The following is a 22,615-nucleotide window of genomic DNA, read 5'->3' on the forward strand; positions in this document are numbered from 1 at the left end:
AGGATCGACGCCGCCGTGACCGAGTCCACCGCTCCCATCGCTGCAAAACCTGCCCCCGTCGGCCAGCGCAGGCTGCTGACCCTGCTCTTCGTCGACCTCAGCGGCTCGACCGCCATGGCCGAGTGGATGGAGGCCGAGCATTACGCGGCCATGCTGGCCGGCCTGCGCGCGCTGTACGAGCGCGTCGTGCCCCACCATGGCGGCACTATCGCCCGCATCCAGGGCGACGGCATGCTGGCCGTCTTCGGCCACCCCGAGGTGCGCGAGGACGACGGCCGCCGCGCGACCGAGGCCGCGCTGGAACTGCACACCGCCGTGCGCGAGCTGCAGCCGCCCGGCCCCCGTCCCGCCGACTTCCCTGGTCTGGCCCTGCACAGCGGCATCCACGCAGGCATCGTCCTCGTCAACGAGGGCGACCAGATGCGTGGCCGCTTCGAACTGCTGGGCAACGCGCCCAACATCGCCGCGCGCCTGTCCGAGGCCGCCAAGCGCGACGAGATCATCGCCAGCGAGGAGAGCCTGGGCTTGCAGAGCCAGTTCTTCGACACCGGCCCGCGTTTCTCGCTGCAGCTGCGCGGCCGCGCCACGCCGCTGGCCGCCTACCGCGTGTTCGGCCGCGCCCCCGTGAGCCGGCGCTTCGAGGCGAGCATGCGCCGCGGCTTGGCCCCCTTCGTCGGCCGCGGCAGCGAGCTGGCCTCGCTGGACACCGCGCTCGCGCGCACCCTGCACGATCGCAGCACGCTGTGGCTGGGCATACGCGCCGGCGCCGGCGTGGGCAAGACCCGGCTCACCGAGGAATTCCTGCGCCGGGCGGCCGATCAGCATTGCCAGATCCACCGCGGCTACTGCGAGAGCTATCTCAGCGCCGAGCCCTTGCAGCCCTTCCTGCAGATGTTGCGCGGCCTGGACGGCCTGCACGACGCCCCGCCCGAGCTCTTCGCCGCCCAGCACAGCCAGGCAGGCCAGCGCGCGGACGCCCTGCTGACGTTGCTGTTGGCTCTGGCGCGGCGCACGCCCCAGCTCGTCTTCATCGACGACCTGCAATGGGCCGACGATGCCTCGCTGCGCCTGCTGCACCGCCTGCGCGCCGGCGCCGAGCGCGAGGGCCTGCCGCTGATGCTGCTGACGGCCAGCCGGCCGCTGCCCAGCACGGCCGCCCTGCCCGCCGCCAACGACGGCGATGCCGACCTCATCGAGTTGCCGCCGCTGACCGAGACCGAGGCCGCCCGCGCCGTGCAGCAGCTGCTGCCGCAGATCGACCCTTTCATCGCCGCCGAGGTGCAGCGCCACGCCGGCGGCAACCCCCTCTTCATCGAGGAGCTCTGCCACGCCGCGGCCGACACCGGCGAAGGCCTGGTGGCCGGCCAGAGCAGCTCGGCCTGGCTGGCGGCCCTGGTCGAGTCCCGCGTCGGCCGCCTGCCGCCCGAGCAGGCCCAGCTGGTGCGTCTGGCCGCCGTCATCGGCAACGTCATCCCGGTCTGGCTGCTGCAGGCCCTGGCGGGCCGCGGCGAGCAGCACCCCGATGTGCAGGCGCTGGCAGCGCAGGACTTCATCTTCCCGGACCAGCGCCCCGGCCATCTGCGCTTCAAGCACGGCATCACGCGCGACGTCGTCTACGAAGCCACCGGCCTGCATGAGCGCCAGGCCCTGCACCGACGCATCAGCATCGAGCTGGCGGCCCACGGCGGCAACGAGCTGCACGAGCAGCTGGCCTATCACGGCGCGGCCGCCAACGACTGGCCCGCCGCCGCCGCCCACGCCGAGGCCGCCGGCGACCAGGCCCTGGCCGCCTCGGCCCTGGACCGCGCCAAGAAGCAGTTCCGCGCCGCCTTGGCGGCCCTCGAATTCCTGCCCGATGACGCCGAGCGCCGCCGCCGCTGGGTGGCCATCGCCCAGCGCCTGGGCATGGCCTGCGTGTTCGATGCCTCCCAGGACGACCTGCGCGTGCTGCGGCACGCCGCCGCCCTCGCCAGGGCCGAGCGCGAACCCACGCTCATCGCCCGCACCGAGTACTGGCTCTCCTATGTGGGCTATGCGCTGGGCGAGACGCGCGACAGCCTGCGCCACGCCCGCGCTGCCGTCGAGATGGCCCAGGACTGTGGCGACAACGCCCTGCTGGCCCAGCTGCCCGGCACCGTCGGCCAGCTGCAGGCCGCCGCGGCCGACTACGCCAACGCCCTGCCCATGCTGGACCTGGCCATCGCCCGCCAGCGCGCCCGCGCCAGCAAAAGCGCGGTGAACCAGATCGGCCTGTCCTTCTCGCTGTGCTGCCGCGCCTATGTGCTGGGCGACCAGGGCCATTTCGACCAGGCCCACGCGATCTTTGCCGAGGCCCTGGCCCCCTTCAGCGGCAGCGGCCATGCTGTCGAAGCCAGCATGCAGGGCTGGCGCGCCGCCGTGCTGCTGTGGCAGGGCCGCTGGGCCGAGGCGCGCGAGGCCGCCCTCGTGGCCCACCGTGTCGGCGCCCAGGTGCGCAGCATGTTCACCTGCGCCATGGGCCACGCCGCCGGGGCCTACGGCGCCTGGATGCAGGAGGCCGACCCGACCGCCCGCCAGCACATCCTGGACGCCACCGCCTGGCTGGCACCGCGCGGCGGCGGCCTGTACAGCAGCTTCCAGCATGGCTGGCTGGCCGACATCCTGTCCACCCAGGGCGATGCCGGCGCGGCCCGCCACCACGTCGCCCTGGCCCTGAAGCGCGGCCGACAGCATGACTGGATCGGCGGCGCCATGGCCTACCGCGCGGCGGCCCGGCTGGCGGCAAGGCTGGGCGATACCGAACGGGCCAAGCGCTACCTCGGCCTGGCCCGCGGCGCCGGCGAGCAGCGCAACTCCCTGCACGAGGCCGCCGTCACGGCCCTGCTGGAAGCCGAACTGCGCCTGGACGACCACTGGCAGGCCGCCCGCGACCGCGCCGGCCGCGAGTTCGAGCGCCTGGGCATGACGGGCTTTCTGGAACGGGCTTTGCAACTCTGAGGGCAGGGTGTAACCGCGGTGCTCTCGTAACTCCCGCGCCGCTACGATGGAGCGCAATGCCGCCGTCGCCCGCCACCTCATCACCCGCCCTCGCTGCCCTGCGCGCAGCCACGGCCGCCCAGCACGCCCAGCTGGATGCCGGCCTGCCGCTGTCGCGTGAAGGCGCCACGGCGGCCGACTACCGCGAGCATCTGCAGGTGTTGCGTTGCTGGCTGCAGGCCTGCCGGCCGGCGTTGGAGGCCACCTGCCCCGGCGATGCGGCCCTGCTGCTGGGCTGGATGGCGGCCGACATCGGCCCCGACGACGCCCCCGCCGCGACCGGCCGCGCCGACTGGGCCCAGCCGCCCGCCGCCTGGGGCGTGGCCTATGTGGTGCAGGGCTCGCAGCTGGGCGGCCAGGTGCTGGCGCGGCGGCTGACCCCGTCGCTGGCACCGCAGTCCACCCACTATCTGCAAGGCCGTGGCCGGGAGACCGGCGCCCATTGGCAGGGCTTTCTGCGCGAGCTGCACGCCGCGCTCGGCGATGACGCGGCCGCCATCGCGATCGCCTGCCGCGCCGCCGCGCAGGCCTTCGAGCAGTTGCAACAGGCCTTCGACGCCCGCCTCAGCGAGGCCGCATCGTGACGATGCCGAGCGAGCCCACCGTCACGCTGGACAACTGCGACCGCGAGCCCATCCACACGCCCGGGGCCATCCAGTCCCACGGCGTGCTGCTGGCTTTCGACGCCACCGGCGTGCTGCGCCAGGCCAGCGCCAATGCGGCAGCGCTGCTGGCGCCGTGCACCTTGCCGGCTCTCGGTGCGGCCCTCGAGAGCGGGCACTTCGGCTCCGATGAAGCCCTGCAAGCGCTGCTCGCCGAGTCGCTGGCCACGCTGGCACAGCCCGATGCCCTGATGCCGCTGGCCCAGGAGCTGCGCGTGGGCGAGCAGCTCTTCGACGTCGTGCCGCATCGCAGCGCCGAAGGCCTGCTCATCGTCGAATTCGAGCTGCAGCCCATGTCGGCCGGCCAGCTCACCAGCTTCTCGCTGATGGCCCACCGGGCCATGGACAAGCTCAAGCGCCTGAACAGCATCGACGGGTTGCTGGCCGCCACCGTCACCGAGGTGCGCCAGCTGACCGGCTTCGATCGCGTCATGGGCTATCGCTTCCGGCATGACGACTCCGGCGACGTCGTCGCCGAGGCGCGCACCGAGGCACTGGAGCCCTTCCTGGGCCGCCGCTACCCGGCCAGCGACATCCCCGCCCAGGCGCGCCGTCTCTATGTCGTCAACACCCTGCGCCTGATTGCCGACGTGACGACGACGCCCGTGCCGGTGCAGGCCCTGTCGCCGGACCTGCTGGACATGAGCGGCGCCATCCTGCGCGCGGTCTCGCCCATCCACATCGAATACCTGCGCAACATGGGCGTGGCGGCGTCCATGAGCATCTCCATCGTCGTCGACGGGCGGCTGTGGGGCCTGCTGGCCTGCCACCACTACACGCCACGCCGCGTGCCCTATGCGCTGCGCATGGCCTGCGACGTCATTGGCCAGCTGCTGGCCTCGCGGGTGCAGTCGCTGCTCGCCGGCCAGCGCGCCGACGAGCTGCGCACCGCGTCCGTGCTGTCCACCCGCATCGCCGAGCAGGTGCTGCAGGCCGATGACACCTTGAGCGCCCTGGCCGCCGAGGCGCCGGCCCTGTGCCAGCTGCTGCACGCCGGTGCCGTCGTCATCGGCGAGAGCGGCAAGCTGCGCGCGCATGGCGTGGACGGCGCCGCCGCCGAAGCCCTGCTGCGCTGGTTGTCGGACCGCAGCACCACCGCGTCGCTGCAGGCCGCCCGCGGCGACGTGCTGCACGGCCACGACGCGGCCCAGATGCCCGCGGCCCTGCGGGCACGGCTCGCCCCCCTGTGCGGTGTGCTGGCCCTGCGCTTCGACGCCGCGGCCGATGGCTGGGTGGTGCTGCTGCGGCCCGAGCAGATCGAGACCATCCACTGGGGCGGCAAGCCGATCAAGGAATACACGCCCGGCCCGCTGGGCCCGCGCCTGACGCCGCGCGGCTCCTTCGAGCTCTGGAAGGAGACGGTGCGCGGCCAGGCCGTGCCCTGGACCCTGCTGGAGCTGGACCTGGCCACCCAATTGCTGGACGGCCTGGTGCGCGCCCACGCCGCCAAGCTGGCCGAGAGCATCCGCCTGCGCACCGAGCTGCTGGCCATGCTGGGCCACGACCTGCGCGACCCGCTGCAAAGCATCACCATGGCCGCCCATGTGCTGCAGCGGTCACCGTCGGGCGACGGCCGTGGCGGCGAGCTGGGCACGCGCATCCGCAACAGCAGCGGCCGCATGCAGCGCCTCATCACCCAGGTGCTGGACCTGTCGCGGGTGAAAAGCGGCTCGGGCCTGCAGCTGGATCGCCGACCGACCGACCTCGTCGCGCTGGCGCGTGACCTCATCGCCGAGATGCGCCTGGCCCACCCGGCCCGCATCGTCGACTTCGATGCGCCGCCCCTGCTGATGGCCGACGTCGATGCCGACCGCCTGGCCCAGGTCATCAGCAACCTGCTCAGCAACGCCCGCCACCATGGCGACCAGGCCCAGCCCATCGCCGTGCGGCTGTACAACGACAGCGATGCGCTGCGACTGCGCGTCGCCAACGCCGCCCAGCCCATCGATCCGGCCTTCGTGCCCATGCTGTTCGACCCCTTCAAGCGCGCCGCCAACCGCGAGCGCAACCGTTCCGGCCTGGGCCTGGGCCTCTACCTCGCCCAGCAGATGACCCAGGGCCATGGCGGCACGCTGGCCTATGCCTACGAAGACGGCTTGGTGGTGTTCACGGTGGTGCTGCCCAAGCCCAAGGGATGAGCCCGCGCGGCCGGCCGGCAGGCGCCGTGCCCGGCGCCGCGCCTTTGCGTCACTGCCGCCGGCTTCGTGAAACCACGTATCCAAATTATCGGAACAACGTTCCATAGTTGATTCTCGATGTGCGGCGCTGCCGCACCGACCTGCAGTCGCCACGCCGATGCGCGTGGATCGACCGGTAGCGACCTGACGTCGGCGCCGGTTGTTTTCTCCCATGCCCTGACAGCCTTCGCGGCGGCCACTCCCGGCCGGCGTGACGGTCCGCTGCGCGCATCCGGACGGACACCGCGCTGCCCACACAACGACCCCGGAGACAAAGCCATGATCACCAAGAAGCTGACACCCCCGCCCCTGCCCGTCGTCCGCACCGCCGGCACAGCCCTCACTCTCGTGCTGGCCGCCTCGGCCGCACAAGCCGTCGACTGGCCCTCGGGCTATTCCAAATGCGCCGACGAAGGCGAGACCTGCAAGGTCGGCACCAGCACCCGTTCGGTGTCCTACGGCATCAAGGACAAATGGGTCGTCAAGAGCCTCAAGGGCGACATCGCCTGCACGACAGCCACCTTCGGCTCCGACCCCAACCCCGGCATCACCAAGAAATGCGCCGTTGGCCCGGCGGCATCACCGGCGCCTACGCCGGCACCCACACCTGCGCCGACCCCAGCACCCACACCGGCCCCCACACCCGCACCTTCCCCCGCCCCAACGCCCGCGCCCGCCCCGGCCGGCGCCAGCGGCGGCTATGCGGGCACGGTGACGGGCGGCGGCAGCAAGACCGCCGTGACGGTCAGCACCGCCGCGGCCATGCAGGCCGCCATCAACGCCTATGACGGCAGCTCGGGCCTGGTGCTGCGCTACACCGGCACCTTCGACTTCGGCACCATCCCCGACGCCTGCACGCAGTGGCAAAAGCCCGCCGGCGCCATCGTCGAGATCAAGAACAAGGACAACATCACCATCGAAGGCGCCAACGGCTCCGCAGCCAACTTCGGCCTGGCCGTCAAGGCCGATTCGCAGAACGTCATCATCCGCAACATGACCATCGGCCTGCTGCCCGGCAGCATCGACGCCATCGGCATCGAGGGCCAGAGCGGCAAGTATCCCGGCTACATCTGGGTCGACCACAACACCCTGTTCAGCAGCCTGAAGGAGTGCAGCGGCGCGGGTGACCTGGAGTTCGACGGCCTGGTCGACAACAAGGCCGGCGCCCACCACATCACCTACTCGTACAACTACATCCACGACCACCACAAGGTCGGCCTGATCGGCTCCAGCGACAGCGACGCCAGCGACCGCTTCATCACCTTCCACCACAACCACTACAAGAACGTCGGCTCCCGCCTGCCGCTGCAGCGCGCTGGCTACACCCATCTGTACAACAACCTGTACACGGGCGTGCTGACCTCGGGCGCCAACATCCGCATGGGCGGCTACTCGCTCATCGAGGGCAACTGGTTCGAGAACTCGCAGAACCCGGTGACCTCGCGCGACAGCTCGGCCATCGGCTACTGGCAGCTGCGCAACAACAACATCACCAGCCCGGCCGACTTTGCGACCTATGGCATCACCTGGGTCGCCAGCGGCTCTTCACCGTCGCGGGATGCGACGGACTGGGTGACGACGGCCAACTTCCCGCTGGGGATTCCCTACAGCTACTCGCTGCAGGCGCCGTCGTGTGTGAAGCAGAAGTTGCCGGCGGCGGCGGGAGCGGGGACGGGGCTGGCGAAGGTCAGTTGCTGACGAGATAGCGCATGCCGCCGGCACTGCTCGAGCGCGCCGCCGGCGGCATGGTTGAACGCCCTAGTTGGTTTGCCAAAAACCTGCGCTAGCCCTCGCAAGCTGAGATTCCAGACTCTCCCATGCAAATCCAGCATTCCGAATCAGCATGCCCAACTCTTCCACAAGCGACTGCATCAGGTCGACGATCCGCTTCAAATCAGCCCACTTGATGCCAAGCTGGCCAATGTCGACGAATTGGTACTTGTCAGCGACTAGATGGACCTCTGTGTGAGCAGAGACCCTGTCTCTGATAGTTAAGAAGCCCAGCAGCGCGGCGTCGGATTCGAGCGCTAAAAATTTCGCATTGGCACTGGCAAGAATCTCGTCAAACTGAGCTCGACGCTCGGCTTGCTCGCGCAGCTCCATCCGCCGGAGAGCTTCGCGGATCTCTGGATCGGCCTCTTCTTCGACAGAAGGGACTACCCAAATTGCAAACCGCTCTCGTAGTTCCGCTTGCAAATGTTCATCCTGCAAAGCGCCTACGAGCCTTCTGATACTCGGCGTCCTATCGTCCTTGTCGAGGGAAAGCTTTGCAATGTCCTGAGCGCAAGAAAGAAAAAGCGAGTGCCGTAGGGTCTTGAATCCTCGTGCTCGTTTCTCTGAACCATGATGCTTCACTACATCGGCATCAAACAGCATCGGGTGCAGCAACGCGTAGCGCTCTTTGAGACCGAGAAAAGCATCGAGAAGGTGGCTAGTATGGGCTTCCAGCTTTTCAATCTGAGTTGGCATACCGACTCCAGCTAACGCCGACACAGGCGCTGCCCAAAGACATCAACCCTCGGCAAAGGCCAATGCGTCGCAACTAAACCCCCATCGCCACCACCGTCTGCGCCCCCGTGTAGCGCAGTACCCCCGCATCCAGCACGGCCGCGATGACGCCCAGCATGACGCCCATGCCCATGCCGTAGCCCGAGCAGGCATGGGGCGGCGGGCCCTTGGGGTCGGCGCGGTCGCCGCCGAAAGCAACGTGATGGCGCAAGGGGTCCTGCTGGGTGGCCGAGCCCAGGCCGACGACGACGACGCGGCCCGGTGCGATGTCCACCTGACCGAGCTTGTGCGCCACCTTGGCCTTGCGCCAGATCTGGAAGGGCGTGGGGCGCTGGGTCAGCGTGGCGACCAGCGTCGGGCGCAGGCAGGCGACGGCCTCGGCATAAGGAGGCGGGGCGTTCTGGGTCTCGGGCGGGACCGCGTTCCATTGCGGCTGCAGCTCCCAGAGCTTGCGCGTCTGCGTCCAGGCGGCCAGCACGGTGACCAAGTTGGCATGCGTGGTGGGCGGGAAGCCCAGCATGATGCCGGCCAGCGTGCGCGCGGGCAGGTCGGGCGTGGCGTCGGGCAGGGCCTTGGCCGCATCGATGATCTTTGCGGCCAGCGGCGGCAGCACCGTGCCGGGCTCGGCCAGCCAGTCTTCGACGGCAGCGGTGAAGCGGCGGCCGGCGGCGCGGCCCTCGGCCTTGACCGCGTCGGTCGGGTGCGGGCCGAAGACATGGCGCGAGACCTTGAAGAGGTCACGCGGGCAGCGCGCGGCCACGCCTTGCGCCGGCGCTTCCGCGTGGAACTCCGTGCCCCAGATGTGGCGGCCGTCGGGCTGGCCGAACCAGGCCTTGCACAGCGCGGCCAGCACGCCTTCGCTGAGGCGCTCGAAGTCCAGCGGCGTGTCGGTGGGCAGGTCCTGGGGTTTCTGCGAAGCAGGAAAAGCGTCCAGCAGCGCACGGGCTTCCTTCTTCAGCTGCAACAGGCCGGCCTTGGCGACCGAGTACGCCGTGGCATAGCAGTACTCCTCGCTGTAGGCCTCGATGGCGGCGTTGATGACGGGGGCCAGGTCGAGGTGGCCGCTGTCGTCGTCCTGGCCCAGGTAGCCCACGCCGATGGAGTCATGCATGCGTTCGCCATAGCCGCTGTTGGAGTAGCGGTCGGGGACATTCCTCAGCACCTCGCAGACGCGTTCGGCCGCGCCCACCAACACCCCATAAGCCGTGTCCACCACGCCGCCAGGCTGGGCGCGAACCCAGGCCCAGGCGCCGTCGCGGCTGGTGGTGTCTTCCAGCCACAGCTGCACGGCGGCCAGGTTCTGCAGATCGGGGATGCGCTCGGGCAGCGGCGTGGGAGCAGGCAGCGGCAGGGGCAGCTCGACCAAGCCCGGCAGGCCCTTCAGCGTGGCGATGGAGGGCACGAAGAAATAGGCGCCCCATTGCAGGGTGACGAAAGGCTCGGGGCCGAGGTCGACTTCGTAGGGCTTGCCGCCATGCTCGAAGGGAAAGAGGCGGGGCCCGCCGCTGCCGTCCACCACGCCCAGCAGCGGGTCGCTCTGGGCCGAATAGCCGCCGCTGGCGTTGCCGCCGGCCACCCAGCGCTGCACCACTTCGAACTGTTCGGCCAGGTGGGCGTTGTAGGCCATGAACACCAGGCCGCGGTCCTCGTCATCCGGCGCGTCGGCATGCACCGGTGCGCCATAGCTCATGCCGCGGCGCAGGATGCGCGGCATGCGGCTCTTCGAGAACGCCGTGCCGCCCAGATCACGCGGGTTGGTGCGGCGGATGTGGGCGTGGAAGGGGCAGGCCGAGCCTTCCTTGTCCTTGGCGAAGTTGAAGTCGTTGCCGGCGGTCCCGGGCGCGGCCAGCGAACGGCCGTCCTGCCAGCGGCCCATCAGCTTGGCCATGACCAGCTCATGGTCCAGGCCGATCTTCTTGGCTTCGGAATAGGTGCGCCTGGCAAATCGACCGGTGTACTGGCGCAACTTGCGCACGACCAGGAAGCTGCCGCGGTCCAGCAGCGCGTCAGGCTGCTCGGGCACGGCGTAACCCTTGTCGCGCTCGGTCGGGAAGCCCTGCAGCACCTCGCCGGTCTTGACGCGGTCGTCCCAGGACTGGCCCGTCGCGTCGCCGCCCAGCACCGGCTGGCTGATGCCGTCCTTGAAGCCGAAGTGCTCCTTGTCGGCGGCATTGCTGCGCATGGGCTCGATGGCCATCAGGGCCAGGCCGGTGTTGACGGTCAGCGCCTCGGCGAGTTCGTGCAGGCGCTTGTCGTCGGCTTCGGTGAAGTTCTCGCCCGGCCCGGCGGCTGCGAAGCGCAGCTGAATGAGAACGTGGGCGTTGGCCGGATCGATGCGGTCGATCTTGTTGACATGAGGCGCCAGCACCCAGTGCGACGGGTGGTTGTGGCGCACGTCGCCCAGCAGGCCGGCGCGGGCGGCCATACCCTCCTTGAAGGCCTGCGGGAAGCGGTCCAGCCGCGACGCCGGGATGCCCAGGGCCTTGAGGCCGCTCAGCGTCAGCGCCACCTGACGCCAGACGGGCAGCGACTCGCCATCCTGGTTGTCGCGCTGCACGGGCGCGGTGCTGAGCCAGGCCACCGCCTGGGTCGGCTGGGCCACGCGCAGCAGCACCAGGCCGCCGCGGTTGCCGGGCGGCTTGCTCAGCACGCAGCACTGCAGGTCGCCGGGATTCAGTGACAGCTCGCGAGCGGTCACCTGCGGTTCGTCCAGCGGCTGCTCGAACCAGGCCAGCATCTCGTGGTGGCGCAGGCGCAGCTGGCCGCCGGCCGTCTTGCCGCCGTCCTTGGGAAACTGCTCGGCGGTGCCCAGCTCGCGCAGCTCGAACAGCACGTCGTGCGTCGCACGCAGCAGGCAGTCGCGGTCGGGCGCCGCGTCGCCGAAGAAGCGCTGCAGGGTGTACAGGCCCGCCAGCGGCAGCAGGCCACGCGCCGCCATGGCGAAGCGCTCCTTGTCGCCGGTCGGCAGGGGCGGCGTCTCGCCCGAGGCCGGCGCGCGCAGGCGGTTGAACTCCAGCTCGTTGGCGCGGCCGCGTTGGGCGGCTTCCAGCCGGGCCAGGTATTCGGCGTCGCCGACGCTGCGGCCGGACTCGATGAAGAGGAAGTCGGCCGACACCTCGTGCTCGCGCACCCAGCGCGCATAGCGCTCGAAGCTGCAGGCGCGCGACAGGGTATAGCCCTCGGTGTGGCAGAGCATCAGGTCCAGCGTCGAGCCGAGCTGGTCCCAGATGACGCGCATATACGGCTCCCAGCCGCCGTCGAAGTTGACGCTCAGCAGCAGCCGGTCGGGGGCGCCATCCTTGCCGTCGACGATGCTCCAGCGGAAGGAATGGACGATGCGCCAGCGGGCAACGATGTCGGTATAGGGCGATGCGGGGGAGCTGGACTCGCGCGAGCCCAGGCGCAGGCCGTTCAGCGTCTTCAGCACCTTGCGCAGGCGGTCGACGTAGGTGACCACCTCCAGCGCATCGACAAAGCCGCGCTTGATGTCGGCCAGCAGGTTGAGATCGGTGATGCCGCCGAGCTGGACGTCGTTTCCCCGTGCCATAAGTTTTCCCCCTAGCTTTTAGGGCAGGAGTATCCCGGCGCCGCATGACCGCGGCGTCAGGGCGCGCCCTCAGGCTTGAGGAACTGCCGATCCGCGCCGGACGCATTTCATCCGCGAAAAGCCGCAACCTATCGCAAACCCTTAGATCGGAGGCCCCCTCGAGAACACACTGGCGGCACACCAGAGAGAAAGAAGTAAGCCATGAACCGCATCAGCACCACCACCGCCGCCGCCCGCACCCGCCTGCAAGCCGTCAGCGCCGCCATCCTCGTCGCCCTGGTCGCCCTGACCGGCGCCACCTGGATGACCATCACGACGCCCGCCGAAGCGCCCGAAATCGTCAAGCTGGACCGCGTGGTCATCAGCGGCGTGCACACGCCCGACACCGTGGCCAGCATCGAGCAGCTGCCGCGCGTCGTCATCGAAGGCCGCCGCAGCGCCGACACGACCCAGGTCGCGAGCGCCGACTTGACGTCGGCTGTCCGCTGAGCCGCCTGGTTTCAGCAAACGCTGGGCACGCTCCCCCCGGAATGCGTGTCCAGCGCGGGGTCTAGGGATTCAGACCCCCTCCCGCCAGGCGTACGGTCCACCTCGTCACTCAACGAAGGTAGTCCGAGATGATGTTCCGACATCTGCCATGGCTCCTCGCCGCGCCCCTGATGGCGCAAGCGGCGGACAACCTGGTCACCAACGGCTCGATGAACTTCTCGGGCGCCGGCGCTCCCACCGGCTGGACGCTGGTCGTGCCCACCGGCGAGTCGTGGCAGACCTTCGAGAACCACACCAGCCCGGAAGGCGGTTCCTACTTCGGCATCCAGGACCTCGACAGCTTCGCGCCGCGCTTCAACGCGGTCGGCATCACGCAGACCCTGTCGGGGCTTCAGGTGGGCGCCAGCTACGAGCTGAGCTTCTACTCGATGTCCAACCACACCTCGCTCGCGCCCACGGCCATGCAGCAATGGCGCGTCAGCTTCGGGTCGCAGACCCAGACCGGCCAGCAGACGTCGGCCAGCGTGCAGACCTGGGTGCAGTCCAAGATGACGTTCACCGCGACGTCCACGGTGCAGGCCCTGACCTTCGCGGCCGAGTTCCTGCCAGGCTCCTATCCCGAGATCCTCAACGTCGACGGCGTCACGCTGACCGCCGCGGCGGTGCCTGAAGTCTCACCACAGCTCCTGCTCGCGGCGGGCCTGCTGGCACTCGGTGGACTGAAGCTGCGGCGCCGTCAGGCCCCGTAGGCCTGCCTTGAGCCAGGTCTGGCAGCAGTGGCAGGTGCTCGCGGCCTCGCTGCCGCACAAAGCCCTGGGGCTGGCCGTCTGGCTGGGGGCCATGGCCGTCGTCTTCGGCCTGCTGGAGCGACGCTTCGCCCTCCGCCCCCAGCGCTTCCTGCGCCACAACCTGGCGCAGGACGTCGGCTACTACTTCCTGGGCGGGCTGTTGCCGCCCTTCATGACGGTGGTGGCGACGGCCGCCCTGGCCTGGTTCGCCAGCGGCCTCATCCCGGCGGGCTTTTATGCCTGGGTCGCCAGCCTGCCCTTCGCGGTCCGCGTCACGGCGCTGGTGGTGCTGGGCGACCTGGCCTTCTACTGGGCACACCGCTGGTCGCACGAGAACGAATGGCTGTGGCGGCTGCACGCCGTACATCACAGCCCCACCGAGCTGGACTGGCTGGTCAACACCCGCGCCCACCCGGTGGACCTGGTGTTCGCGCGCGTGGTGTCGGCCGTGCCCATCGTCGTGCTCGGCATCCGCCAGGGCAACGACGGGCTGGATGCGGCCGTGGCGGTCTACCTGGCTATCACCACGCTGTGGGCCTTCTTCATCCACACCAACCTGAAATGGCGGCTGGGCTGGCTGGAGCAGATCGTCGTGACGCCCGCCTTCCACCACTGGCACCACGCCAACACGCCGGGCGCGCTGAACAAGAACTACGCGGCGTTGTTTCCGTGGATGGACCGGCTGTTCGGCACCTATCACCTGCCGGCCGAGCAGTTCCCCGCGTCCTACGGCGCCGACCGCGAACTGCCCGAGACGCTAGGCGGCCAGCTGGTCAGTCCGTTCATTCAGCGGGCCGAGCGCCGGGCCGCTCCCTAGCCGGCCCGCCTTGGGCGATGTGCTTGCGGCTCGAAGCCGAAAGCATCGCCGTCCCCTCGGGGGACCGGTCAGGCTTGCCTGCGTTCAGCGGAGCAAGCCTGGACGAGGGGCTGCTTATCTTCCGAGCACGCGCAAGATCTCGCGCCCGTAGGCCTCGAGCTTCTTGGCCCCGACGCCGCTGATCTCGCCCAGCTCCGCGAGGTCGCCCGGCAGCACACGCGCCATCTCGGCCAGCGTCGTGTTCTGGAAGATCACATAGGCCGGCAGGCCATGCTCCTTGGCGACCTCGGAGCGCCAGGCCTTCAGAGCCTCGAAACGCTCCTGGCCCTCGGCGTCCAGGCCCAGGGCCGGATCGGCCTTGGGCTTGGCCCCACCGCGCGCCGTCTTGGACCGCGTCCTGGCCTTTTTCTCCTCGGCCTCGCGCAGCTGGATGTCGACCTCGCCCTTGAGCACCGCCCGTGCGCTGTCCTGCAGAGCCAGGGTGCTGAAATCGCCTTCGGCGGCCACATGGCCCAGCGCGATCAGCTGGCGCAGCACGGCCCGCCATTGCTGCTCGGACAGGTCGGCGCCACAGCCCCAGGTCGACAGCGACTCATGGTGGTACTGGCGCGTCTTGTCGGTCGCCTTGCCGCGCAGCACGTCGATGAGGTGGCCGGCGCCGAAGCGCTCACCGCGCTGGTGGAAACGGTAGATGCAGCTCAGCAGCTTGCGCGCCGCCTCGGTGCCGTTCCAGGTCTGCGGCGGGTTCAGGCAGTTGTCGCAGTTGCCGCAGGGCTGGGCCTCCTCGCCGAAGTAGTTCAGCAGGCGCACGCGGCGGCAGTCGGTCGCCTCGGCCAAGGCCAGCAGCGCGTCCAGCTTGCCGCGCTGACCCTGCTTGAAGGTCTCCTCGGCCGGGCTCTCGTCGATCATGCGGCGCTGGTTGACGACGTCGGCCAGGCCATAGGTCATCCAGGCCTCGGCCGGCGCGCCGTCGCGGCCGGCGCGGCCGGTCTCCTGGTAGTAGGCCTCGATGTTCTTGGGCAGGTCCAGGTGGGCGACGAAGCGCACATCGGGCTTGTCGATGCCCATGCCGAAGGCGATGGTGGCCACCATGATCAAACCGTCTTCGCGCAGAAAGCGGTCCTGGTGGCGGCGGCGCACGTCGGCGTCCAGGCCGGCGTGATACGGCAGAGCGTTCATGCCCTCGCTCTTCAGCCACTCGGCCGTCTCTTCGACCTTCTTGCGGCTCTGGCAGTAGACGACGCCGGCCTCGCCCTCGTGGTCGTCGCTGATGAAGCGCAGCAGCTGCTCGCGCGGCGAGCCGTTCTTCTCGACGATGAGGTAGCGGATGTTGGGGCGGTCGAAGCTGCTGATGAAGACGCGGGCGTCCTGCAGCTGCAGCCTCTGGATGATGTCGGCCCGCGTCAGCTCGTCGGCCGTGGCCGTCAGCGCGATGCGCGGCACGTCCGGGAAGCGCTCGTGCAGCAGGCTCAGCTGCAGATACTCCGAGCGGAAGTCGTGCCCCCATTGGCTGACGCAATGGGCCTCGTCGATGGCGAACATCGACAGCAGGCCGCGCTCGTGCAGCGACGCCAGCTGAGCCAGGAAGCGCGGCGTCGTCAGGCGCTCGGGCGCAGCGTAGAGCAGCGTCAGCCGCCCGCTCATCATCTCGCGCTCGATGCGGCTGGACTCCTCGCCGGTCTGGCTGGAATTCAGGAAGGCGGCGTGCACGCCCGCCTCCTCCAGCGCGCCGACCTGGTCGTGCATCAGCGCAATCAGCGGGCTCACCACCACCGCCACGCCCTGCTGGCGGGTGTGGCGCAGGATGGCCGGCACCTGGTAGCACAGGCTCTTGCCGCCACCCGTGGGCATCAGCACCAGGGCGTCGCCGCCGTCCGCCACATGCTCGACGATGTCGGCCTGCTGGCCGCGGAAGGCGGTGTAGCCGAAGACTGCTGACAGGACCTGGTGAGCTGCGGATTGCAGGTCGTCGGTGGGGCTTGGAAGATGCACGGGCGGATTCATTCAGCCGCCATTGTCCCAGGAGCCCCCGATGCCCCCTTCCGAGAAAGCCGCCGAGTTGCGCCAGACCCTGATCCGCAACTTCAATGAAGCGCCGCGCGAGCGCTTCCTGCGCGAGCCGCGCTACGACAGCGAGACCGCCTCGATGACGCAGGGCACGGCCGCCCGGCAGATGGGCGCCAGCTTCGACATCGTCGCGCCCGGCCAGCAGAGCTGCCCCTATCACTACCACTATGCCGAGGAGGAAATGTTCATCGTCATCCGAGGCGAGGGCACATTGCGCGTGGCCGGCGAACATGTGCCGATCAGGGCTGGCGACGTCATCACCATCCCGGCGGGGCCGGAATACCCCCATCACATCATCAACACCTCGGACGCGCCGCTGCACTACATCAGCATCAGCACGATGCAGAAGCCCGAGATCTGCGTCTACCCAGACTCGGGCAAGGTCGGCGCCTTCGCGCCGGGGCTGCGCCTGCTGCAGAAGCAGGATGCCGGGCTGGACTACTGGGTCGACGAGCCTTGAACTTCGCGGGCCGGCTCCGGCATCACCAGGCGGTCATCAGTACTTGTCCAGGTGGGCAGCGATCGCGGCTTCCATCACCAGGGGAAGCTCTTTGGCAAATGCGCTTCCCGTCGGCGCGGGCATCAGCGTCCGGGTGAAGCGGCGCTGGCCGTCGATTTCGGCATCGATATAGACGATGAATACCGGCACGGCCGACGGATTTTCCGCAGAGCTGAACTGTCCGCGCTGGTATTCCTTGCCGTTCAAGGCCTCGAATGCGGCCCGCTCGAACAGCGTCGTGGAGACCTTCGGTTTCACAGGCTCGGCACCGCCGACCACGACGCCGCCCAACACGCCACCCACGACTGCGCCCTGGGCCACGCCCCTGCCGAAAGCCGCGTGGTTGGCATAGGTCACCAGCGTGTGCACGACGATCTTGGCGTCGGAGGTACTGCCTTTGCGCCGCTGGTTGGCGCGGGCCTGCAACAGCCGAACCGGCGACGGCTCATACCAATCATCACCAATGCGCCGGATGCCGTAGTCTTCACTGGTGACCAGCAGGCTGAGTATCTTGCTGGTTTTCTCGAGTGCCGGGCGCAGGTCCTGCGTTGACGCGGCAGCCGATGAGGACGTCTCCGGTGTGTCCAGCCTTGCTGTCGTTGAGCAACCGACCAGCAGCGCGGATGCTGCGATCAAGAAGCCCGCGGAAAAACCGATCTTCATCATTCACTCCCTTGGAAAGTGGCGGCCGCTTCGTTCCCATGCAGCTCCTTGCCCACGGTCAGTAGTGTGGCGGCAACTCGTCGCGCAGGCTGCGCACGCCCTCCGGCTCGGCCGCTGTGGCGCGGTTGCGTAGTTCGACGAGCTCACGAATCAATCGGTCGATCTGCTCCTGCTGGCGCACGATGACCTGATTCAGCTGCTCGACCGTGTCCTCGGCAAAGCTGGCCTTGATTTCGAGATCGGTGATGCGTTGTTCGAGGGCTTGCAGGGTGTCCATGCCGCTATGGTGCCGCAAGCTGGAACTCCACCCGCGCCCAGCGCCCAAGGCCGTCCATGACCGTGAGGCGATGCGGGCCGGCGCGGTCGACGCGCAGGGTCTGGGCGGCCGCGGCCTTGGGGCTGTCGGCCATCCATTGCCCATCGAGCAACCAGGTCGTGCCCTGCTGCCCGCCGATGGCCTGCAGCTTGAGCACCACATCGCGCTGCCCCGGCGCCGGACGCAGCACCGTGCCCGGTTCCAGGCCCACGACGCGCAGCCGGTTGGCCACCGGCTGGCTGCCGCCGCAGTCGGGCCGCCAGGGCAGGCGCTCCATCGGATGGCGCTGCTCGGCATCGAGGAAGGGGCCGAGCAGGGCCGGCCAGCGCACCGCTTCGAAGCGCTCGGCCGTCGGCGCGCAGCCCGGTTGCACACGCTGGCCCGCGGCCACCCAGACGGGCTCGGCCAGCGGACCCGGGCGCAGGCGGTCGGGCAGCGTCGGCGGCACAGCGCCGTCCAGCGTCCAGGCGGTGCGGCGCTGCAGGCACAGCGCCGGGTCGGTGGCCGACTCGGACAGGCCCAGCGGCCAGCAGATGGGCACGGAGACGACGTTGTCGGGCCGGCGCCGCGGCGCGAGTTGCTGGCGGGCTTCGTCCGGCCCCAGGGCGGCGGCCAGGTCGCGCAGCAGCGGCGCCGCCGAGTTGGCGCCGAAGTGACCGGGGTTGGGCGTGCCGTCGGGCCGGCCTATCCAGACGCCGAAGGTGTAGCGGTCGGTCACGCCCAGAGCCCAGGCGTCGCGGAAGCCGAAAGACGTGCCCGTCTTCCAGGCCACGCGCTGGCCGCTCTCGCGAAACGGGCTGCCGGGACGGCCGCCGTTCTCCAAGATCTCGCGCACGATGAAGGCGGCGCCCTCGCTCATCAGGCGGGCCTCCTTCAAGGGCTCCTCGGGCGTCAAGCGCGGCCGGGCCGCGATGCCGCCTCGCGCCAGCGCCGTGTAGGCGCCGACCAGCTCCTCCAATGTCGTGCTGCCGCCGCCGAGGATGAGACTCAGATTGGGCGCTGCATTGGCCGGCATGCGCAGCCTCAGGCCCGCATGGCGCAGGCGGCCGGCAAAGCGCTCGGGGCCGAGGCGGTCCAACAGGTCCACCGCCGGCACGTTCAGCGAGCGCTGCAGGGCCTCGCTGACGCTGACCGGCCCCGAGAAATCGGCCTGGAAGTTGCCCGGCGCATAGCCACCGAAGTTCTGCGGCGCATCGATGAGCAGGCTCTCGGAATGGATCAGCCCCTCGTCCAGCGCCATGCCGTAGAGGAAGGGCTTGAGCGTGGAGCCCGGCGAGCGCTTGGCCCGCACCATGTCCACATGGGCGCCGCGGCGCGCATCCGTGAAGTCGGCCGAGCCGACATAGCCGCGCACTTCCAGGGTGCGGTTGTCGACGACGAGAGCGGCCAGGGACACGGCATCGGGCAGGCTGTTGAGCCGGTCGGTCAGCAGTTGCTCCAGGCGGCTCTGCAGGCCGGCGTCCAGCGTCGACTGGATGATGGCCGGCGCGGCCCCGCGGTGCCTGGCCTCCTGGCGCAGGCGCTCGGCCGCCAGCGGCGCCAGCCAACGCGCACGCAGCGGCGGCGCGAAGACGCGCTCCAGCTTGGCGTCGGCCACGTCGGCAGCGCTCCACACGCCCAGGGTCTGCATGCGCGTCAGCACCTTGTCGCGCGCCGTCTGCGCGGCCACGACGGCGCGGTCCGGCCGCAGCCGCGTGGGCGACTGGGGCAGCGCGACCAGCAGGGCCGCCTCGGCTTTGGACAGGTCGGCCGCGCCCTTGCCGAGATAGGCGCGACTGGCCGTCTCCACGCCCTCCAGCGGCCCGCCCATGGGCGCGAGGTTGAGATACAGCGACAGGATCTCGTGCTTGCTGCAATGCAGCTCCAGCTGCAAAGCGCGCGCGATCTGCCGCAGCTTGGCTGGCACGCTCCGGCCGGCCGCCTTCTCGTCGACAAGGCGCGCCACCTGCATGGTCAGCGTCGAGCCGCCCGACACGATGCGGCCATGCCGCGCCCACTGCCAGGCTGCGCGCACCAGCGCCACCGGGTTCACGCCCGGATGCCAGCGGAACCAGCGGTCTTCGTAGTGCAGCAGCGCCTCGGTATAGTTGGCCGACACGGCCTCGGGCGTCGTCGGATGGCGCTGCGCGCCGTCGTCACCCGGCCAGGCGCGCAGCGGTGTGCCGTCGGCGGCAAGGACGGTCAGCGTCGGCGACTGTGCCGCCGGCTGGGGCAGTGGGCAGGCGAAGTCCAGCACCAGAACGGCCATGAGCAGGCCGGCAAGCGTGAGTTCGAGGTGGCGGCGAGTGATGCGCATCGGCATGCCGAAGACGATAGCCGACAAGCCCCCCTAGCTTGCTTGCATCCAAGCGGCGCGCGCTGCGTATGAGTTGAGCCGCAGCGCTGATTGTTTCCATCTGTTTGCGGCCCACCCACAAACAGGAGCCTTCATGAAACTCGCATCACGCGCGCCCACCCTAGCGCTCATCACCACCGCTGTGTTGGCAAGCCTGGCCGCCTTGCCGGCCCAGGCCTCCAGCCACCGCGAGGCCCCGTCCATCGGCGGCATGCCGCGCGTCGACGGCACCGACTTCTACATGTTCAACAGCTACGAAGGCGTGGCCGCCAACGGCAGCGGCGGGCGCGCCGGCTATGTGACGCTGATCGCCAACTACCTGCCGCTGCAGGATGCCTACGGCGGCCCCAACTACTTCAAGCTGGACCCGAACGCCATCTACGAGATCCACATCGACAACAACGGCGACGCGAAGGAAGACCTGACCTTCCAGTTCAAGTTCATGAACACGCTCAAGGGCATCACCCTGCCCATCGGCAACCAGGTCGTGCCCATCCCGTTGACCCAGGCCGGCACCGTCAGCGCGCCCAATGCGGCGGCCCTCAACGTCAATGAAAAGTTCGCCTTGACGCTGATCCGCGGCGACCGCCGCACCGGCACGGCCACGGCCATCAACAACCCGGCTGGCGGCACCTGGTTCGACAAGCCGGTGGACAACATCGGCACCAAGACCATCGCCGACTACCCGGCTTACGCGGCCCAGCACATCTACAGCGTCAGCCTGCCCGGCTGCGCCATGCCGGCCAAGGTCTTCGTCGGCCAGCGCCAGGAGGCCTTCGCGGTCAACCTCGGTCCCATCTTCGACCTGGTGAATGCCGACGTCGGCGTCATCACCGACCGCAGCAAGATCAACGCGGCGGCGGCCAACTCCATCCAGGACAAGAACGTCACCTCGCTGGCACTGGAGGTGCACAAGAGCTGCCTCACGCAGGGCAACGAGACCGTCATCGGCGGCTGGACGACGGCCAGCGTGCGCCAGAGCCAGATCGTCAACGCCACGCCGCCCAGCGGCTACGACACCGCGGTGAAGACCGGCGGTGGCTGGGTGCAGGTCTCGCGCCTGGGCAACCCGCTGGTCAACGAGGTCGTCATCGGCCTGCCCGACAAGGACAAGTTCAACGCCTCGGTGCCCACGGGCGATGGGCAGTTCGCCACCTACGTGACCAACCCGACGCTGCCGGCCCTGCTGTCGGCCGTGCTGCCCATCGGCAACGCCGCGCCCACCAACCTGCCGCGCCTGGACCTGGTGACCACATTCCTGACCGGCATCCCTGGCGTCAACCAGCCGGCCAATGTCGTAGGTTCGGAGATGCTGCGGCTCAACACTGCCGTCCCCGCGCGGCCCTTCGCGATGCAGAACCGCCTGGGAATCGTCGGCACGCTGCGCGATGGCGAGAGCCCGCCCGACCTGGCCGGCTTTCCCAACGGCCGCCGGCCCAAGGACGATGTCGTCGACGTGTCCCTCGCCGCCGTCATGGGAGGCCTGTGCTGGCTGAACAACGGCGGTGCCCTGTTCGGCCCAGCCTGCACCCGCGCCGCGGTGCCGCTGGGCGCGACGTCGCTGGAGCTGCACGACGGCGTCGACCAGGCAGTCGTACCGCTGCTGCCCGGCTTCCCCTACCTCAACACACCCCTCCCGGGTGCGGGCGGTGCGCCGGCCTCCACCACCGCCACCACGGCCATTCGCCGTTCGCGTTGAACCCCCTCCCCAGGAGCATCACCATGAATCGTTTCCTCAGCGCCCTAACCCTCGCGGCCGCCCTTGGCAGCAGCGCAGCGGCACAGGCCGGCTTCGTCAACTTCGACAACCCCGGTGTCATCGACATCGACAACAACACCGGCATCGCCACCTACAACGAAGCGGGCTATGTCATCAGCGGCCCGGCCGCCAGCTTCCTGCCTCTGGATGGCGCGATGGTCGGCGGCTTCGACACCACGCCCTTCACGTTGAGCCTGCTGGGTGGCGGCATGTTCGGCCTGCAATCCATCGACGTCGCCGGCTACGACCTGGGCTTCGGTCCCGGCACGCTGGCCCTGGTCGGCGTGCTGGGCGGCACGCAGGTGGCTTCGTTGAGCATCGACCTGGCCCATGCGGGATCGGTGCTGTTCGACAGCAGCTGGGCGCAGCTGACCTCGGTCAGCTTCTCGGCAACCAGCGGCTTCGCCCTCGACAACATCGCCACCGTGCCCGAGCCAGGCAGCTTTGCGCTGGCGGGGGCGGCGCTGCTGATCGCGGCCACGCGTCGCAGGCGCTGAGCGACGCGTCGGGTATCAGGGGGCGGCCACGGCCGCCTGTTTGCGTTGCTGATCCAGGGCCTGGAAGGCCTGCGTTAGCTGATGCCAGGTCTGCGGTGAAAAGCCTTCGCCACCGATGACCAGGCTGCGGCGTTTCTGGCCGTCCTGCCACACGACCCCCACGCAATCGGCCTTGTTGAGCAGGGCAGTGATGGCGCTGCTCGCGATGGCCAGCACGCTGCCGTCACGGCGCGTGACCTGGATGTCGCCAGCGTGGATGGCGATGGTCTTGCCCCACGATCTGCGGCCCCAGATCAGCGGCAGCGTGACTGCAAGCCCCACCACCAGCATCGTCAGCGCATTGCCGACCGTTGCGCCCAAGAAGCCGTATGCCAGCGGCGGCAACACCAGGGCCGCACCCAAGGGCTTCAGCGCGTACTTGAGCCGGTCACGAACGCTGCCATCGGCGGTGAATTGCTGTGTTGTCATGGTCGCTC

General features: G+C 69.5%; 17 protein-coding genes. 10 read left to right on the forward strand and 7 right to left on the reverse strand.

Features of this window, described 5'->3' with window-relative positions:
• Positions 1 to 15: 15 nt before the first annotated feature.
• The 4 genes from ACS5PN_RS12295 (at position 16) to ACS5PN_RS12310 (ending at position 7,552) form a co-directional block, all read left to right on the forward strand.
• Positions 16 to 2,976: an ATP-binding protein gene (locus tag ACS5PN_RS12295; protein ID WP_439464242.1), complete on the forward strand. Its 2,961-nt coding sequence runs from the start codon at positions 16 to 18 to the stop codon at positions 2,974 to 2,976.
• Between the two features lie 56 nt (positions 2,977 to 3,032).
• Positions 3,033 to 3,599 (forward strand): biliverdin-producing heme oxygenase, encoded by a 567-nt coding sequence (locus tag ACS5PN_RS12300; protein ID WP_439464243.1) that lies wholly within the window; start codon positions 3,033 to 3,035, stop codon positions 3,597 to 3,599.
• A gap of 2 nt (positions 3,600 to 3,601) precedes the next feature.
• A complete protein-coding gene (locus ACS5PN_RS12305; RefSeq protein ID WP_439465562.1) occupies positions 3,602 to 5,815 on the forward strand; it encodes an ATP-binding protein in 2,214 nt (737 codons plus the stop codon).
• 318 nt (positions 5,816 to 6,133) lie between these two features.
• Positions 6,134 to 7,552, forward strand: a complete 1,419-nt coding sequence (locus tag ACS5PN_RS12310) for a pectate lyase family protein (protein ID WP_439464244.1) — start codon at positions 6,134 to 6,136, stop codon at positions 7,550 to 7,552.
• A 60-nt stretch (positions 7,553 to 7,612) separates the two neighbouring features.
• Here the strand turns inward: ACS5PN_RS12310 and ACS5PN_RS12315 are convergent, their stop codons facing one another.
• Both ACS5PN_RS12315 and ACS5PN_RS12320 read right to left on the reverse strand, forming a co-directional pair.
• On the reverse strand, positions 7,613 to 8,323 hold the full coding sequence (locus ACS5PN_RS12315; RefSeq protein ID WP_439464245.1) for a hypothetical protein: 711 nt from the start codon (positions 8,321 to 8,323) through the stop codon (positions 7,613 to 7,615).
• A 73-nt stretch (positions 8,324 to 8,396) separates the two neighbouring features.
• Positions 8,397 to 11,909, reverse strand: a complete 3,513-nt coding sequence (locus ACS5PN_RS12320) for a Dyp-type peroxidase (RefSeq protein WP_439464246.1) — start codon at positions 11,907 to 11,909, stop codon at positions 8,397 to 8,399.
• Positions 11,910 to 12,110: 201 nt separating this feature from the next.
• On the opposite strand from ACS5PN_RS12320, the gene ACS5PN_RS12325 reads away from it, so the two are divergent.
• The 3 genes from ACS5PN_RS12325 to ACS5PN_RS12335 all read left to right on the forward strand — a co-directional run bounded on the left by ACS5PN_RS12325 (position 12,111) and on the right by ACS5PN_RS12335 (position 14,003).
• Complete coding sequence (locus tag ACS5PN_RS12325; RefSeq protein WP_439464247.1) at positions 12,111 to 12,398, forward strand: hypothetical protein; 288 nt, start codon at positions 12,111 to 12,113, stop codon at positions 12,396 to 12,398.
• Between the two features lie 128 nt (positions 12,399 to 12,526).
• The gene (locus tag ACS5PN_RS12330; RefSeq protein ID WP_439464248.1) at positions 12,527 to 13,147 is read left to right on the forward strand and encodes a hypothetical protein; all 621 of its coding nucleotides are present in this window, start codon (positions 12,527 to 12,529) and stop codon (positions 13,145 to 13,147) included.
• Positions 13,148 to 13,154: 7 nt separating this feature from the next.
• A complete protein-coding gene (locus tag ACS5PN_RS12335; RefSeq protein WP_439464249.1) occupies positions 13,155 to 14,003 on the forward strand; it encodes a sterol desaturase family protein in 849 nt (282 codons plus the stop codon).
• 114 nt (positions 14,004 to 14,117) lie between these two features.
• Here the strand turns inward: ACS5PN_RS12335 and recQ are convergent, their stop codons facing one another.
• The gene (gene recQ / locus ACS5PN_RS12340; protein WP_439464250.1) at positions 14,118 to 16,007 is read right to left on the reverse strand and encodes a DNA helicase RecQ; all 1,890 of its coding nucleotides are present in this window, start codon (positions 16,005 to 16,007) and stop codon (positions 14,118 to 14,120) included.
• 28 nt (positions 16,008 to 16,035) lie between these two features.
• Here recQ and ACS5PN_RS12345 point away from each other — a divergent pair, with 28 nt between their 5' ends.
• Entirely contained in the window at positions 16,036 to 16,530 is a 495-nt protein-coding gene (locus ACS5PN_RS12345) for a cupin domain-containing protein (protein ID WP_439464251.1), read from the forward strand.
• A gap of 36 nt (positions 16,531 to 16,566) precedes the next feature.
• Here ACS5PN_RS12345 and ACS5PN_RS12350 read toward each other — a convergent pair whose 3' ends face one another.
• Genes ACS5PN_RS12350 through pbpC form a run of 3 tightly spaced genes read right to left on the reverse strand, consistent with a single transcriptional unit; the run spans position 16,567 to position 19,844 of the window.
• Positions 16,567 to 17,232 (reverse strand): hypothetical protein, encoded by a 666-nt coding sequence (locus ACS5PN_RS12350; protein WP_439464252.1) that lies wholly within the window; start codon positions 17,230 to 17,232, stop codon positions 16,567 to 16,569.
• 58 nt (positions 17,233 to 17,290) lie between these two features.
• Positions 17,291 to 17,509: a SlyX family protein gene (locus tag ACS5PN_RS12355; RefSeq protein ID WP_439464253.1), complete on the reverse strand. Its 219-nt coding sequence runs from the start codon at positions 17,507 to 17,509 to the stop codon at positions 17,291 to 17,293.
• 4 nt (positions 17,510 to 17,513) lie between these two features.
• Entirely contained in the window at positions 17,514 to 19,844 is a 2,331-nt protein-coding gene (gene pbpC / locus ACS5PN_RS12360) for a penicillin-binding protein 1C (protein ID WP_439465563.1), read from the reverse strand.
• Between the two features lie 133 nt (positions 19,845 to 19,977).
• Here pbpC and ACS5PN_RS12365 point away from each other — a divergent pair, with 133 nt between their 5' ends.
• The gene (locus ACS5PN_RS12365) at positions 19,978 to 21,582 is read left to right on the forward strand and encodes a DUF4331 domain-containing protein (protein ID WP_439464254.1); all 1,605 of its coding nucleotides are present in this window, start codon (positions 19,978 to 19,980) and stop codon (positions 21,580 to 21,582) included.
• Between the two features lie 23 nt (positions 21,583 to 21,605).
• Positions 21,606 to 22,139 carry a PEP-CTERM sorting domain-containing protein gene (locus ACS5PN_RS12370; RefSeq protein ID WP_439464255.1) on the forward strand — a complete coding sequence of 178 codons (534 nt, stop codon included), beginning with the start codon at positions 21,606 to 21,608 and terminating at the stop codon, positions 22,137 to 22,139.
• Positions 22,140 to 22,154: 15 nt separating this feature from the next.
• Here the strand turns inward: ACS5PN_RS12370 and ACS5PN_RS12375 are convergent, their stop codons facing one another.
• Positions 22,155 to 22,607 (reverse strand): hypothetical protein, encoded by a 453-nt coding sequence (locus tag ACS5PN_RS12375; protein WP_439464256.1) that lies wholly within the window; start codon positions 22,605 to 22,607, stop codon positions 22,155 to 22,157.
• Between the last annotated feature and the right edge of the window lie 8 nt (positions 22,608 to 22,615).

The organism is Roseateles sp. NT4 (assembly GCF_051857475.1).
Classification (GTDB): domain Bacteria; phylum Pseudomonadota; class Gammaproteobacteria; order Burkholderiales; family Burkholderiaceae_C; genus Pelomonas.

Excerpts from the sequence above, each read along its gene's own strand:
- ACS5PN_RS12300 (WP_439464243.1), top strand. The coding sequence starts at position 3,033 with ATGCCGCCGTCGCCCGCCACCTCATCACCCGCCCTCGCTGCCCTGCGC.
- ACS5PN_RS12305 (WP_439465562.1), top strand. The coding sequence starts at position 3,602 with ATGCCGAGCGAGCCCACCGTCACGCTGGACAACTGCGACCGCGAGCCC.
- ACS5PN_RS12310 (WP_439464244.1), top strand. The coding sequence starts at position 6,134 with ATGATCACCAAGAAGCTGACACCCCCGCCCCTGCCCGTCGTCCGCACC.
- ACS5PN_RS12315 (WP_439464245.1), bottom strand. The coding sequence starts at position 8,323 with ATGCCAACTCAGATTGAAAAGCTGGAAGCCCATACTAGCCACCTTCTC.
- ACS5PN_RS12320 (WP_439464246.1), bottom strand. The coding sequence starts at position 11,909 with ATGGCACGGGGAAACGACGTCCAGCTCGGCGGCATCACCGATCTCAAC.
- ACS5PN_RS12325 (WP_439464247.1), top strand. The coding sequence starts at position 12,111 with ATGAACCGCATCAGCACCACCACCGCCGCCGCCCGCACCCGCCTGCAA.
- ACS5PN_RS12330 (WP_439464248.1), top strand. The coding sequence starts at position 12,527 with ATGATGTTCCGACATCTGCCATGGCTCCTCGCCGCGCCCCTGATGGCG.
- recQ (WP_439464250.1), bottom strand. The coding sequence starts at position 16,007 with ATGAATCCGCCCGTGCATCTTCCAAGCCCCACCGACGACCTGCAATCC.
- ACS5PN_RS12345 (WP_439464251.1), top strand. The coding sequence starts at position 16,036 with ATGCCCCCTTCCGAGAAAGCCGCCGAGTTGCGCCAGACCCTGATCCGC.
- ACS5PN_RS12350 (WP_439464252.1), bottom strand. The coding sequence starts at position 17,232 with ATGAAGATCGGTTTTTCCGCGGGCTTCTTGATCGCAGCATCCGCGCTG.
- ACS5PN_RS12355 (WP_439464253.1), bottom strand. The coding sequence starts at position 17,509 with ATGGACACCCTGCAAGCCCTCGAACAACGCATCACCGATCTCGAAATC.
- pbpC (WP_439465563.1), bottom strand. The coding sequence starts at position 19,844 with ATGCGCATCACTCGCCGCCACCTCGAACTCACGCTTGCCGGCCTGCTC.
- ACS5PN_RS12365 (WP_439464254.1), top strand. The coding sequence starts at position 19,978 with ATGAAACTCGCATCACGCGCGCCCACCCTAGCGCTCATCACCACCGCT.
- ACS5PN_RS12370 (WP_439464255.1), top strand. The coding sequence starts at position 21,606 with ATGAATCGTTTCCTCAGCGCCCTAACCCTCGCGGCCGCCCTTGGCAGC.
- ACS5PN_RS12375 (WP_439464256.1), bottom strand. The coding sequence starts at position 22,607 with ATGACAACACAGCAATTCACCGCCGATGGCAGCGTTCGTGACCGGCTC.